The sequence below is a fragment of the Lysinibacillus sp. NPDC059133 genome (assembly GCF_042755925.1).
Classification (GTDB): Bacteria; Bacillota; Bacilli; order Bacillales_A; family Planococcaceae; genus Lysinibacillus.
This window is the reverse complement of record NZ_JBHZDH010000088.1, coordinates 1-13,744: the sequence shown is the minus strand read 5'-3', so window position 1 is coordinate 13,744 and position 13,744 is coordinate 1. Positions and strand designations below refer to the sequence as shown.

Here is a 13,744-nt window from a genome sequence, read left to right as displayed (position 1 = left end):
CATCCTGTGATAACGCCTTCGTGACCAACATCATGTTGGCCCAAGCGGCTCATCGGACGCCCCCAGGAAGCTTTGCTCTGTGCGAAAGCGAAGCGTCAGCAATTGTTTTATCTGTGCGAAAGCGAAGCGACAGCAACAATTGTTTTATCTGTGCGAAAGCGAAGCGTCAGCAACAATTGTTTTATCTGTGCGAAAGCGAAGCGACAGCAACAATTGTTTTATCTGTGCGAAAGCGAAGCGACAGCAACAACAAAGCGCCCAGTCGGAACGGAAATCCACCACACGCTATGGTGATGATCCAAAATGATTAATATATGTAAAAGAAAACAAAGGACTGTGTTAAAAGTAATTTCTACCTGTAGCACAGTCCCTCAAATAAATATTATAAACTTGTAAAAAAACCTTCTGGATATTCTTCATAATGTACCATTGTTAGTTGCTCCTCATTTTTTTCCTCTTCCATCGTAAACTCCATTTCCTGATCCATTAGATACGTTTCAAATTTTGAGTTTAACAACTTTTTCATTTAATCACCTCCACTTTTAATTTAATTGAATTTTCTGATAAAAGAATTATACAATGACCGTTGTAGAAAAAGCAATAAACGATGCTCATTATGCATAAAAAACATAAAAACAATCTACTTTTCAGATTAAAAATTTCATCAAAAAAGAGATGTATCCAATTTCGATACATCTCCCTTCATGGTAAGAGTTATAAACGAAGTGCTCGGTACATAAACGCCGTAAATTCTGCCCGTGTTAAGTTATCATTTGGTCTAAAATTGCCGTTTTCATCGCCTAGTGCAATGTTGTGGTCCGCAAGAGTGGCAATATATCCACTCGCCCAGTGTGATGGATCGACATCCTTGAACGTACTATTGCCTTCTGGCGTTAAGCCAAATGCAAGCACCATTATTTTCGTCATTTGGGCACGTGTAATATAGGCATTCGGACGGAAATTTCCATTTGAACCGTCAATAATACCCGCTTGTTGGAGTAATGTAATTTGTTCATAGTACGGATGGCTATGTGGGACATCCAAAAATGGTACAGCTTCTCGGAGTGGTGTTAGAGGTAAGGTACGTTCAATCATAAGGACCACATGCTGACGTTGAATCATATCATTTGGTCGGAAAGTGCCATCTGGGTAGCCTTTAATAATGCATCGATTCGCAATTTCTTCAACCATTTCTTTTGCCCAATTATTATCAATATCCTTAAACGTCGTTTGACATCCATTACTTTCTTTCATCCATTTCGCATACAAGGTTATATTGGATGTTACTTCATCTTTCGCAAAATCCCACTTTGTTGTCAGCTCTTTATCTTTAAACCAACCAGCAAATATATGGCCATCCTTTGCTGGATTAGAAGGTACTTTCAGCAATTCTCTATATGCTACTGTTTGGGATGAAACTTTACTTCCTCCATTGGAATCAAAAGTGACAGTATAGCTTGGCGTACTTCCACCAGACCCTCCTTCTGAAGTATTATCCTTCGTCCATTTCGCATACAATGTGATATTTTCCGCTACTCTATCTTTCGCAAAATCCCATGCCGTTGTATGCTCTACATCCTTATACCAACTAGTAAACGTATGCTCACCCTTTACGGGTGTAGCTGGAGATTGCAGTAATTCTCTTTCCACAACTTCTACAGCTGATACTTCACTTCCTCCGTTTGAATCAAAAGTGACGGTATAGCTTTCTGAAGTTTCGTCCTTCATCCATTTCGCATACAAGGTAATGTTTTTTGTCACTACGTCTTTTGCAAAATTCCATGCTTCTATCAGTTCTTCATCCTTATACCAACCAGCAAACGTGTTCCCGTCCTTTACGGGTTTAGCTGGGAGTGATAGCAATTCCCCTTCTACAACTTCTTTAGCTAATACTTCACTTCCACCGTTTGAATTAAAAGTGACGGTATAGCTTAACTCTGAAGTTTCTTCCTTCGTCCATTTTGCATACAACGTAACATTTTTTGTCACTACGTCTTTTGTAAAATCCCATGCTTCTGACAGTTCATTATCCTTATACCAATCAGCTAACGTATACCCTTCCTTCATTGGGGCAGTTGGGGTTTTTACCAGTTCTCCTTCTTTCACTTCTTCTGATGTGACTTCACTTCCACCGTTTGAATCAAAACTAACAAAATAACTTAACTCCGAAGTGTCGTCCTCTTTCCACTTTGCATATAATGTTAAGTTTTCTTTAACTATATCTTTCGCAAAATCCCAAGATGTTGTCAGCTCCGAATCCTTATACCAGCCAGTAAATGTATATCCTTCCTTCACTGGGACAGATGGTACTTCTACCAATTCTCCAGATGTAACTATTTTAAATGGAACTTCACTTCCTCCATTTGAATCAAAAGTTACTTTCACCTTACATTTATCCCAATTTGCATAGATTGTCATTGGCTGCATTACAGATTTAGTCCACTCAATAGTACAATTCGAATCTTCAAACCACCCATTGAAGTATTTAGCTCCTCTGATTTGAAAATCGAATGGGCCTCCATTAAGGTCAGAATTTAATTGAGGTGTCCCATGAAATATTACAAAATCCAATTCGTTTCTAGAAAATGCACCGTATTCAATTATCTCAACACTTGACGGGATTTCCACACTTGTTAATTGGTTATATGCAAACGCAAAATGTCCAATCGTTGTAACGCTTGACGGGATCTCTACGCTTGTTAATTGATTATAACTAAATGCAGAACCTCCGATATTCTTAATACCTAAAGGAATTTTTACACTTGTTAAATTATTATCCTGAAATGCTTGATCCCCAATCTTCGTAACACTTGATGGGATCTCCACACTTGTTAATTGATTACTATAAAATGCACCCTTGCCTATAGTTGTAACGCTCGATGGTATTTTTACACTTTGTTAATCGATTATTGTGAAATGCCGAATCCCCAATTGTTATAACACTTGATGGGATTTCTACTACTGTTAATCGATTATCATCAAATGCAAAACCTCCAATATTTTTAACACCCAATGGAATTTCTACACTTGTCAATTGATTATTATAAAACGCCTTATAGCCAATCTTTGTAATACTTGATGGTATCTTTACACTTTCTAGATACTTATTTGAAAACGCATATTGTTCAATTTCTACAACTGGTTTCCCTTTAATCTCACTCGGAATTACAATATCCTTCGCTATACCTTTATAATTTGTAATGGCAACACCATTGTCCACATCCTTTGTGACATAATCCTCTTCACTATCGCTGTTCGCATAAACAGGCAGGTTACTTAATGATAATTGGGAGAATAGCAAAAGTATGCTCATTACTAGTAAACTTGTTTTTTTCATTTTGTAGTATCCTTTCAATAGTTTGAAATAAATGGGTACCCATTAAATGGATACCCCTTATTTAACAGTTATAAACTTTATTAAAATATTTTTTTGATAAACGAATACATCGACGTTTTCAAACTACCCAAAATGAAAAATAGTGTAGAACATATTACCGCTTCACTTATTTAGAATAGCAAAAGAGATGTATCAAATTTCGATACATCTCTCTTAGTGGTCATACTTAATAATCCGATTACCCGGTATATGAGATTCCCCCAACAAAAATATAGAACTTCATCCTGGAGTTAAACCAAATACAAGCACCAATATTTTTGCCATTTGGGTCCGTGTTGTTTAAGCATTTGGACGAAATGCCCCGTTTGAACCATCCACGTAAAATGAATGGCTTTTAGATACATCCAAAATAATACAGGCAAATCGAATTGGTACTAGATTGTAATGCAAGATCAATCATACAACCAATTTATTGCGTCGAATCACAGTATTTGGTAAGAAAGTTTCATCTGAATGTAGACTTTAATAATGCTTCACTTGCTTTACTTGAAAATTTATTCAATCACATCTTGTTCACATTATCATTTCATTGAAAGTAATGTCACAGCCATTACTTCTCCCTCATCCATCGAGCATACAATGTTAGGTCTTCAGTAACTACATCTTTCGAGAAATCCCATGCTTCTGTAGATTTTTGGAGGTGTTTATACCAGCCAATAAATTTAAAACCTTTCTTTGTTGGATTAGGAGGTGCTTCCATTAAAGTATTGTATGTCACTTTTTGTGATGGGATCTTAGTGCCTCCAAGTGATTTAAACGTAACGATATAGTCACCTTCTGCTACATGATCCTTTGTCCATTTTGCATATAGTGTAACGTTTTTTGTTACTACATCTTTTGCAAAATCCCAAGGTACAGTCAATTCTTCATCTTTATACCAGCCGGCAAATGTATAGCCCTCCTTCTTTGGAGTAACTGGTGCATTCACTAGTTCATTATATCTGATAGTTTGCGATGAAACTTCGCTTCCTCCATTGACATCAAACGTAACGATATAGCTTGCTTTTGACCATTTAGCAAATAGCGTTATATCTTTTTTCACTACATCATGGTCAAAATCCCACACTTCTATCAGCTCTTTGTCTTTATACCAACCTCCAAATGTATATCCTTCCTTCACTGGAACAGATGGTACTTCTACCAATTCCCCAGATATAACAGTTTTAAATGGAACTTCACTTCCTCCATTTGAATCAAAAGTGACTCTTGCTTTAGATTTGCCCCAATTCGCATAAATTGTCATCGGCTGCGATACAGATTTAGTCCACTTAATAGTATAATCCTGATCTTCAAACCATCCATTGAAGTATTTTGCTCCTCTGATTTGAAAATCGAATGGGCCTCCGGTAGTGTCAGAATTTAATTGAGGTGTCCCGTGAAATATGACAAAATCCAATTCGTTTCTAGAAAACGCACCAGATTCGATGATCTCAACACTTGATGGGATTTCTACATTTGTTAATTGGTTAGAGGCAAACGCAGAATGTCCAATCGTTGTAACGCTCGATGGGATCTCCACTCTTGTTAATTGATTAGAACTAAATGCAGAACCTCCGATATTTTTAACACCTAATGGAATTTCCACACTGGTTAATTGATTATTCTGAAATGCTTGTTCTCCAATCTTTGTAATGCCGGATGGGATCTCTACACTTGTTAATCGATTACTATAAAATGCACCCCTACCTATAGTTGTAACGCTCGATGGGATCTGCACGTTTGCTAATAGATTATTATAAAATGCATAATCCCCGATCGTTGTAACACTTGATGAGATCTCTACATTCTTTAAACTATTGTGGCTGAATGCATGACCTCCAATATTTTTAACACCTATAGGAATTTCTACATTTGTTAATAGATTATTATAAAACGCTTTATAACCAATATTTGTAACGGAAGATGGTATCTTTACACTTGTTAAATATTTATTAGCAAACGCATATTGTTCTATTGCTACAACTGGTTGTCCATTAATCCACTCGGTATAACAAAATCCTTTTGATCTTTATCTCCGTTCCACCCTGCAATGGAAACACCATTACCTAAATCTAAAACGGCAAAATCATTTACATTATTGCTATCATTCGGTTGTACTATGCCATCATCATTAGCGATGTTAAGATTATCACTCGGACTAGAATCTTCACTATTACTTTCATTATTACTTATCGCATTAACAGATTGATAACTCAACGAGAATTGGGAAAAGACTAAAAGGATGATCATTAAAAGTAAATTTGCTTTTTTCATATTAGAATCTCCTTTCACCATATTAAAAAAATTACAAAGGGCAGCTACCTTTAAATGAATAATATTTATTATTCCCCATACAGTTATCAACACTAACAATTCTCACAAAATATACAAATCAACTTTTTCCGTTTTTTTAACAACTTTTGATAATCAATTTTCTTGAAATTTTTTTAGCGTTAAGTTATGTAGATGCTTCTTATTCCACTTTCGTTTTTCAACTGCAAAGAAAAAAGAATCTGCTCGTTCCTGCAGCTTGTAAGTTAAGCAAATTCCTTATAGACATACAAGGCATGCACTTACTAACTCAGGAAATGAGCAGATTCTTTTTATTTAATATTATGTCGGTCCTAAGCCCTTTGTACCTCTCACTTAAGCCATCGCATTCGTTTTACTTTTTTGATTGTCATCACCATTACCTTTATGCTGTGTTACAAATTGGATAACAAACATTACAATAAAGATGGCTAAACCTGCCCAATCCGAGAATTTTTCTGGATAGATCAGAAGTAAACCAGATGCAATCGCAATAATACGCTCAAACCAAAGCATTTTACGATACCAGTAACCGATTACTCCCGCACCTATAGCTACCATTCCTGTAATGGCCGTGAAGACTACCCATATAATTTCAGGTATAGTTGTATCAATCATTAGCAATGCAGGTGAGAATACAATCATATACGGAATAATAAACGCTGCAATAGCAAGCTTCGCTGAGTTTACACCTGTTTTAATCGGATCTCCACCAGAGATTCCTGAAGCCGCAAAAGCAGCAAGTGCGACAGGTGGCGTTATATCAGCAATAATACCAAAGTAGAATACAAAGAAGTGTGCCGATAATAAAACGACTACTGGTACTAATTCCTGTGGTGTATTCGGTGATAATAATGCCACGATTGCAGGAGCAGCAATTGTTGATGTAATTACATAGTTTGCTGTTGTCGGTGCCCCCATCCCAAGAATTAGGGAAGCAATCATCACAAAAATTAGCGTTAAAATAATACTACCACCAGCTAATTCTACTAAACTATTCGCTAAGCTTAGGCCTAGACCCGTTTTCACAACAACACCTACGATAATACCCGCGCAAGCTGTTGCCGCTACGACACCCAGTGCTGTACGAGCTCCTTCAACTAATGCGTCAATAATATCTTTTGGTTTTAAACGTGTTTCCTTATTAAACATCGCAACACCAATAGAAATAATAATACCGTAAAGGGCAGCATGCATTACCGGTGTTCCCGTTAACATTAAAATGATAATTGCAACGATCGGTAATAGAAGGTAAATTTTCTTAAATACCTCTCGACGATTTGGCATCTGATCATCACGCAAACCTTTTAAACCTACGCGCTTCGCTTCAAAGTGGGTCATAATCCAAATACCTGTAAAGTAAAGTAATGCAGGTATCGCCGCCGCTTTCGCAATATCCCAATACGTAATTCCGCGACCAATAAACTCAACCATTAAAAACGCTGCCGCACCCATAATCGGTGGCATTAACTGCCCACCAGTAGATGCTGCTGCCTCAACCGCACCCGCGAACTCTTTACGGTAGCCTAGCTTTTTCATCATTGGAATCGTATAGGATCCAGATGTTACAACATTCGCTACAGAGCTTCCCGAAATCGTCCCTTGAAGTGCACTAGAAAATACCGCCACTTTTGCAGGACCACCAATTAATTTACCTGCAAGAGATACTGCTAAATCATTAAAGTATTGGCCAACACCCGTTTTAACAAGGAATGCACCAAAAAGTAAAAACACAAAAATGAATGTGGCAGAAACACTAATTGGTGTTCCAAAAATACCATCTGTCGTAAAATACATGAGATTAACAATACTCTCAAAATCTTGCCCTCTATGCGCCATAAAATCCGGGAAATACGGTCCGAAATATGCATAGATTAAGAAACATACAGCAATGATGGTAATCGGTAACCCTACTGCACGACGAGCTGCCTCAAGCACTAATACAACAGCTATAAGACCCACAATAAAATCTGTTTGTGTAATGGTACCATTACTATTGACAAGCTCTGAATAATTCATCGTCCAATACGAACCTACTACAATAGATAATACCGCTAAAATATAATCGAACCATGCGATTTTATTCTTTGCTGCTTTTTTTCGAGCTGGGAATAGTAAGAAAATTAAGGTCAAACCAAAACCTAAATGTATCGTGCGCTGAATTTGCGCTGGAAATTGGCCAAAAATTGCTGTGTACAGCTGAAACAATGAAAATGCTAGTAGTCCAAAGAAAATGATATGCTTCATAACGCCCGATACCGTTCGTACATTGGATTCAATATCATATTTCTCAAGTATTGCTTGCTGCTCTTCCGCTGATATTTGTTCGAATTCTTCTTTTTTTACTTCGTCGTTTGATTTATGCTGTGTCGTCATTTCATCCTTACTCCTTTCCATTGTTTATAAAGCGATAAACGCTTCACCTCAAATAAATAGGATTTTCCCCTTTGTAAATCTTTTTTTAAATCGTATTCATAATCCTTGTAATCTAATACAAGGTCTAAATCTAAATCGCCTATATAGATCGTAAAATTTTCAATAACCTCATTGTCAAACCGCAAAAAATATTTACCATTTCGTTCTGTTAATGTTTGATTTTCCTCTGCATAACTTGGCATGCCGATCGCTAAACTCTCATACTCCATCCCTAACATTTGAATACTTGTTCCGTCTACACATTTATAATGTTCGAGTACATCTGTTTTATGGATAGAGTGAGTGTATCTAATATCAAATGTATCCTCAGTTGTAAGTGGTATATAATGCACTATCGGGTCATTTATACGTGTTTCCGTAAATGCGAATACCTTTTGAAGAGGAAGAAAAATGACTATACTAAAGCAAATACATAAAAAAGCTAACACAATAATTAATTTTCTCTTTCGCACTACATCTGTTCCCCCACTTAAAAAGTCATTCGCTATTACTCAGGACTTAGACTTAAAGGAAGAAAAGAGACTCGAAGCTTTACGCAATCCGAGCCTCTTCGTATTTAAGAAAATAACTTTTTACTTACCTGATAAAACCATTCAGGCTCCGAATGTTCTGTTATTTCTTTTCATCAAAGTATTTTTGAGCTCCTGGGTGAACGTCAATACTAATACCCTGTAAACCTGTCTCAGCTTTGATAAACGTCCCTTTAGCGTGGGAAATTTTATCTGTATTATCATAAATAGCTTTCGTCATTGAATAAACAACATCTTCTGGAAGATCTTTTTTCACAGCTAGCATTGCAAGTACTGAAACTGTCTCAGTATCTTTCGCGATACCATACGTACCTTTTTTTACTGTATCTTTTGCATAGTAAGGGTATTTAGCAATTAACTCATCCGCTTTACCAGCGTCCATACCGATGATATTTACTTTAGTTGTTGCATTTAATGCCTCAACAGCACCTGTTGGCGTACCCGCAGTAATAAACGCCGCATCGATTTGGCCTGATTGAAGACCGTCAGTAGACTCACCGAAATCAAGGTTTTGGGCTTTGATATCATCCATTTTTAAACCGTGAATTTCAAGTAATTGTTCAGCGTTTGCGTAAGTTCCAGAACCTGGCGCACCTACAGAAACCTTTTTCCCTTTTAAATCAGCGTATGTTTTAATACCTGATGCTTCAGTCGTTACTAATTGTACTGTTTCTGGGTAAAGTGCACCTAGCGCAGCAATTGTATCGATTTTTTTACCATCAAACATCATTGTTCCTTCAGTAGCGTAATAAGCAATATCTGATTGTACAAAGGCAATTTCGCCTTTACCATCTTGCAAAGCCGTCATATTGGCAGCAGATGCTTGAGATACTTCAGCAGTTGTTTTAATGCCTGTCTCTTTAGAAATTAAATCAGCAAATGTCCCACCTAATGCATAGTAAGTACCTTGTGTTCCACCTGTTAATAAGTTCAAAAATTTCGGCTTATCAGATGCTGTCGAATCGCCCTTATCCGAGTCCTTTGAACCTGTTCCGCTATCAGATCCACATGCAGCTAAAATCAATAGCGCAAAGGCACTTAATAGCATTAATAGCCTGAATTGTTTTTTCTTCATAGTAACCTTCCCCCTTGGTTAAAAATAAGAATCTATTTAAAATTATCAAATTTAGTATATTAATGTCAATTAATTTATTGTAAATTCAGTCTTTTATAATTATACTATTCCCCTCAAACACCTAACATTTCCGGATTAAATCAATAACTTCTTTACACTGAATTTATCTACATTAATCCATTAAATCCTTTTTTAAAGAAAACATTTTTAATTGCCCTATGTATAAATAATGCATGTTCATTATCATAACGTGAGGTTGATTTCCGTTCCGGCTGGGCGCTTTCCTGGGGGCGTCCGATGAGCCGCTTCACTCGCGTTGCTCGCTCCAGGGTCTCATCTGTGACGCTGATCCCCGAGGAGTCGCCCAGCCTCCACTCCAATCAACTATTACATAGCATTCTTTTTAACAAAAGCCCTCCCTACTTTTAATGATGAATCAAAAATGAATGATTTCGGTCATTAATCATTTGTTGTCGATTTTTATCCTCAAAACAAAAAAACTGTATCTAAAGTGATTTACTTCAGATACAGTCGATTCATTTTCCTTATTGAATAATGCCACAAGCAATTCTAGCACCAGAATTACCGGAAGGATCTGTTTTATAATCATCCTCAGATTCATGAATGATTAATGTAGTGCCTCCATCACGTAACAATGAATTGGCAGCATCTTTTTCTAATGTTAGCCCTTCAGCTAAGAAATTCAAATCCACTTTTCCATCTTCTCCAACTTCTAAATTCGGAAGATCTCCTAAATGATATCCCTTAGGATTAAGCTTCCCATGCTCTTTACTCGTTGGATTAAAATGAGGACCTGCTGATTCAAATGTTGGTGGTTCACACTTCCCAACCGAATGAATATGAATGCCATGTGTTCCGGCTGGCACCCCTGATAGTGCGAGTGTCATCTTAACCCCATTATCCTCTTCTTCAAAATATGCATTGCCATAGCTTTCATTATTTTTACCAATTACTTTCGCGGTTGCAGTTGGTCCTGAATTTGCGTTAACTGCCACTTTTTGCTCCTTCTTTTCAAAGAAACCACAACCACCGACAAATACTAATAAAGCAATCATGATTAAGCTCATTTTTTTCATAAAAATACCTCCTCTTATTTCTGATGGTTGCCAACAATCTTTTCACTTATGCAATTTCAATGAGAATTTTGTGGATTATTGGTTAAGGAGGAAATTTTACAAAATCCCCGTCAATGGCCATGGTCGCTTAAAAACAATGCAAACTAAAAGGATATCTCTAATCCAAAAGAGACATCCTTTTAATTTCATTAATTTAAAATTTTTACAGTTACGTTTTTGACGCCCCACTGCCGAGCTTGTCCTTCGGTAGGAATAAATACGTCAATTTTATTGCCTTTTATCGCTCCGCCAGTATCTGCTGCGATTGCTTCCCCATAACCTTCAACCCAAACCCTAGTACCAAGAGGAATTACACGTGGGTCTACAGCAATGACCTTTAAGTTTGGATTAGATCTTATATCTGTTCCATTCGCAGTAATCCCGGAACATCCTGGACAATACGCTGTATAGGCTGTTGCTCGCATTGTTAATGTTTTGCCCGAATTTGTTGGGGCACTCACTGCGGTTGTGCTAGATGTTGTATTAGATGTTGTTACTTTCTTTTTACTTGATGTCGTTGCTACCGTTTTAGGTTTGCTTTCGGACGTTTTAGGTTTTGCTGCTGATGCTTTGATAGCTAAGGATTCACCTACATAAATTAAATCCGATGCAAGGTTATTCCATTCCTTTAATTCTTCCACTGATACATCATTTACACGTGCAATTGTAAATAAAGTATCTCCGGCCTCAACAAAGTGTTGGTCTTTCGGCGAATTATCATTTTTCGCTTCGACTATATTTAAACTTTGCTCTGGATATAACCATCTCGCGTCTGAGTCGATAATTGGCTCATAATCTTCTAAAGATAAATTGTAAATTTTCGAGATTCCCCATAATGCGTCGAATGGCTTAAAAGTGAAGTTTTCCTTTGCAGATGACGGACTGGCAAATAAACTTAATCCCAAGGTCAATGTTACGGCTAAAGCTAAAGCTAAAGCTTGTTTTTTCATATTTTGTAACCTCCATATTTTTTATTATTTTGCAGTCTGCTGCTAGCACGCTAGAGTTAGGCTCTTAATGCTAGAGAATGCAATCCATAATTCACGTCAACAGACCTGATATTACGAATTATTGCTATAAATTCGGAAAAATATACAAGAATGGATATATTTTTGGAAATTCAATCAATTTTATGGAAGAAATATTAGAACTCTATTTGCAATCTTTATATGTTGGAAAATCAGTATTTTTATCCGATAATATGGTAAAGGAGGAATGTAGGTTGGAAATTAATACAATAATGTCTTCTCAGATGATGGAGCTACAACAAACTGTGCAAATGAGTGTTATGCAAAGTGCGCTCAATCTAAATACTGCAGCAGCTGTCGAACTATTAAACGATCTACCACAGCAGCAAGCGGCCATACATCCGTATAAAGGGTCAGTCATTGATATTTCAATTTAACCCACTTCACTGTATCTTTTTAACTTCTTTCAGCAAGAGTTAAAGCCTCGCTTTGTGCAAACACAAAGCCGATTCCGAACGCAATTATGCAGTGGCATAATTGATATCAGGTTAATAAACATTGGAGAGTTGGTGCCCTTTTTGATTCGAGCGATCGTAATGGATGATGAGCCATTAGCTCTGATAAACATGGAGAAAAAGTTAAAGGAATTTAGTTCAATAGAGGTCATTAGATCTTTTACTACTGTAAAAGATTTGCTTGCAGTGGGGCCAAGCTTGGATTTCCAAGTAGCATTTTTAGATGTTGAAATGCCCGGCATGAACGGTTTAGAGGTTGCACAGCTTTTAAAAGAATGGAACAAAAATATTTATATCGTATTTGTCACTGCTTATCGGGACTATGCTGTACAAGCATTTGAAATTCACTCCCTTGACTATTTATTAAAGCCTATTTCAAAAACTCGTCTAGAGACAACTATTAATAGAATCCAAGAACTCCTTCACCTAGAAAATAAACCGAATCCTATAGAAAGACGAAATAAACCTGCACTTACGATACAATGCTTTGGAGGATTCGTTGTTTTACATAATGACAAAGCAGTCCATTGGAGAACACTTAAAACAAAAGAATTATTTGCCTTTCTTTTTTCCAATCTTAATAGCCATGTGCTTCGTGATACAATCATCGAAGCTTTATGGGCAGATACAGAATGTAAAAAGGCCAGAGTGCAGTTACATACAACAGTTTCCTATCTGCGCACTACGCTTTCCGTATTAGGCTATTCAGAAGTCATACAGTATACAAATGGCTGCTATATTTTGCAATTAGAGGAGTTTCAATGTGATGCTCATGACTTAGAGCGTATTTTAAATGGTAAAACGGAGACCGGAAAGATTGATGTGGAAAGTGCTGAGGCGCTCATACAAAACTACCAAGGTGAATTTATGGCCTCATTAGATTATCCCTGGATTACTAGTAAAGCAAATTTTATGAACAACAAATTTACTCTTTTACTTCATGATTTAGTAGAGCACTATACAGCAATACATGATGTAAAAAAACGAGAGCATATATTACTTTTAACAGTAGAACATAACCCATATTCCGATAAAACCATCCAACAGCTAATGAGGCACTATATAGAAGTTGATCATCGAGCAGGTGCAGTAAAGGTTTACAATACCTTTAAAAGTATCTTGATGGCGGATCTCGGTATTTTACCAGAGCAGGAAACAACCGAGCTGTTTAATGCTATATCTGTTAATCTATAAAAGGCATCGAGAAGATAACTCTCGATGCCTTTGTATTCATTCAGCCAGTCATGGAAATCAACGTTCTTACCACCATAGCGTGGGGTTGATTTCCGTTCCGACTGGGCGTTTTGTTGTTGCTGTCGCTTCGCTTTCGCACAGATAAAACAATTGTTGCTGTCGCTTCGCTTTCGCACAGATAAAACATTTGTTGCTGTCGCTTCG

The 13,744-nt window shown here is 37.0% G+C and carries 13 protein-coding genes and 1 pseudogene; 3 read left to right on the top strand and 11 right to left on the bottom strand.

Going from position 1 to position 13,744, the window contains the following annotated elements:
• Positions 1 to 311 (top strand): hypothetical protein (locus tag ACFXN8_RS25360; RefSeq protein ID WP_386848190.1); only part of this gene is annotated, 311 nt, incomplete at its 5' end.
• A 71-nt stretch (positions 312 to 382) separates the two neighbouring features.
• On the opposite strand, the gene ACFXN8_RS25355 is transcribed toward ACFXN8_RS25360, so the two are convergent.
• The 11 genes and pseudogenes from ACFXN8_RS25355 to ACFXN8_RS25305 all read right to left on the bottom strand — a co-directional run bounded on the left by ACFXN8_RS25355 (position 383) and on the right by ACFXN8_RS25305 (position 11,813).
• Positions 383 to 526: a hypothetical protein gene (locus ACFXN8_RS25355; protein WP_376076989.1), complete on the bottom strand. Its 144-nt coding sequence runs from the start codon at positions 524 to 526 to the stop codon at positions 383 to 385.
• 188 nt (positions 527 to 714) lie between these two features.
• Positions 715 to 2,865, bottom strand: coding sequence for an InlB B-repeat-containing protein (locus tag ACFXN8_RS25350; RefSeq protein WP_386848191.1), 2,151 nt, complete (start codon positions 2,863 to 2,865; stop codon positions 715 to 717).
• Positions 2,843 to 3,337: a leucine-rich repeat domain-containing protein gene (locus ACFXN8_RS25345; RefSeq protein ID WP_386848189.1), complete on the bottom strand. Its 495-nt coding sequence runs from the start codon at positions 3,335 to 3,337 to the stop codon at positions 2,843 to 2,845. Before ACFXN8_RS25345 ends, ACFXN8_RS25350 begins: the two co-directional genes overlap by 23 nt.
• Before the next feature lie 610 nt (positions 3,338 to 3,947).
• Positions 3,948 to 5,114 carry an InlB B-repeat-containing protein gene (locus ACFXN8_RS25340; RefSeq protein ID WP_386848188.1) on the bottom strand — a complete coding sequence of 389 codons (1,167 nt, stop codon included), beginning with the start codon at positions 5,112 to 5,114 and terminating at the stop codon, positions 3,948 to 3,950.
• A 9-nt stretch (positions 5,115 to 5,123) separates the two neighbouring features.
• Positions 5,124 to 5,306 (bottom strand): annotated as a pseudogene (locus tag ACFXN8_RS25335) (leucine-rich repeat protein); the annotation flags it as partial.
• A gap of 47 nt (positions 5,307 to 5,353) precedes the next feature.
• Positions 5,354 to 5,650 carry a hypothetical protein gene (locus tag ACFXN8_RS25330; RefSeq protein WP_386848187.1) on the bottom strand — a complete coding sequence of 99 codons (297 nt, stop codon included), beginning with the start codon at positions 5,648 to 5,650 and terminating at the stop codon, positions 5,354 to 5,356.
• A 372-nt stretch (positions 5,651 to 6,022) separates the two neighbouring features.
• A complete protein-coding gene (locus ACFXN8_RS25325) occupies positions 6,023 to 8,062 on the bottom strand; it encodes a TRAP transporter permease (RefSeq protein ID WP_386848186.1) in 2,040 nt (679 codons plus the stop codon).
• On the bottom strand, positions 8,059 to 8,574 hold the full coding sequence (locus tag ACFXN8_RS25320; RefSeq protein WP_386848185.1) for a DUF1850 domain-containing protein: 516 nt from the start codon (positions 8,572 to 8,574) through the stop codon (positions 8,059 to 8,061). Before ACFXN8_RS25320 ends, ACFXN8_RS25325 begins: the two co-directional genes overlap by 4 nt.
• 160 nt (positions 8,575 to 8,734) lie before the next feature.
• Complete coding sequence (locus tag ACFXN8_RS25315; protein ID WP_386848184.1) at positions 8,735 to 9,727, bottom strand: TAXI family TRAP transporter solute-binding subunit; 993 nt, start codon at positions 9,725 to 9,727, stop codon at positions 8,735 to 8,737.
• Between the two features lie 545 nt (positions 9,728 to 10,272).
• Positions 10,273 to 10,824 (bottom strand): superoxide dismutase family protein, encoded by a 552-nt coding sequence (locus tag ACFXN8_RS25310; protein ID WP_376076981.1) that lies wholly within the window; start codon positions 10,822 to 10,824, stop codon positions 10,273 to 10,275.
• Between the two features lie 188 nt (positions 10,825 to 11,012).
• Positions 11,013 to 11,813 carry a LysM peptidoglycan-binding and 3D domain-containing protein gene (locus tag ACFXN8_RS25305; protein ID WP_386848183.1) on the bottom strand — a complete coding sequence of 267 codons (801 nt, stop codon included), beginning with the start codon at positions 11,811 to 11,813 and terminating at the stop codon, positions 11,013 to 11,015.
• A 272-nt stretch (positions 11,814 to 12,085) separates the two neighbouring features.
• On the opposite strand from ACFXN8_RS25305, the gene ACFXN8_RS25300 reads away from it, so the two are divergent.
• Entirely contained in the window at positions 12,086 to 12,268 is a 183-nt protein-coding gene (locus ACFXN8_RS25300; protein ID WP_386848182.1) for a putative motility protein, read from the top strand.
• A gap of 141 nt (positions 12,269 to 12,409) precedes the next feature.
• Positions 12,410 to 13,540, top strand: a complete 1,131-nt coding sequence (locus tag ACFXN8_RS25295; protein ID WP_386848181.1) for a response regulator — start codon at positions 12,410 to 12,412, stop codon at positions 13,538 to 13,540.
• The last annotated feature ends 204 nt before the right edge of the window (positions 13,541 to 13,744 follow it).

What these genes read in the sequence shown, in the direction of transcription:
- ACFXN8_RS25355 (WP_376076989.1), bottom strand. Translation starts at nt 526, where the DNA reads ATGAAAAAGTTGTTAAACTCAAAATTTGAAACGTATCTAATGGATCAG.
- ACFXN8_RS25345 (WP_386848189.1), bottom strand. Translation starts at nt 3,337, where the DNA reads ATGAAAAAAACAAGTTTACTAGTAATGAGCATACTTTTGCTATTCTCC.
- ACFXN8_RS25330 (WP_386848187.1), bottom strand. Translation starts at nt 5,650, where the DNA reads ATGAAAAAAGCAAATTTACTTTTAATGATCATCCTTTTAGTCTTTTCC.
- ACFXN8_RS25325 (WP_386848186.1), bottom strand. Translation starts at nt 8,062, where the DNA reads ATGACGACACAGCATAAATCAAACGACGAAGTAAAAAAAGAAGAATTC.
- ACFXN8_RS25315 (WP_386848184.1), bottom strand. Translation starts at nt 9,727, where the DNA reads ATGAAGAAAAAACAATTCAGGCTATTAATGCTATTAAGTGCCTTTGCG.
- ACFXN8_RS25310 (WP_376076981.1), bottom strand. Translation starts at nt 10,824, where the DNA reads ATGAAAAAAATGAGCTTAATCATGATTGCTTTATTAGTATTTGTCGGT.
- ACFXN8_RS25305 (WP_386848183.1), bottom strand. Translation starts at nt 11,813, where the DNA reads ATGAAAAAACAAGCTTTAGCTTTAGCTTTAGCCGTAACATTGACCTTG.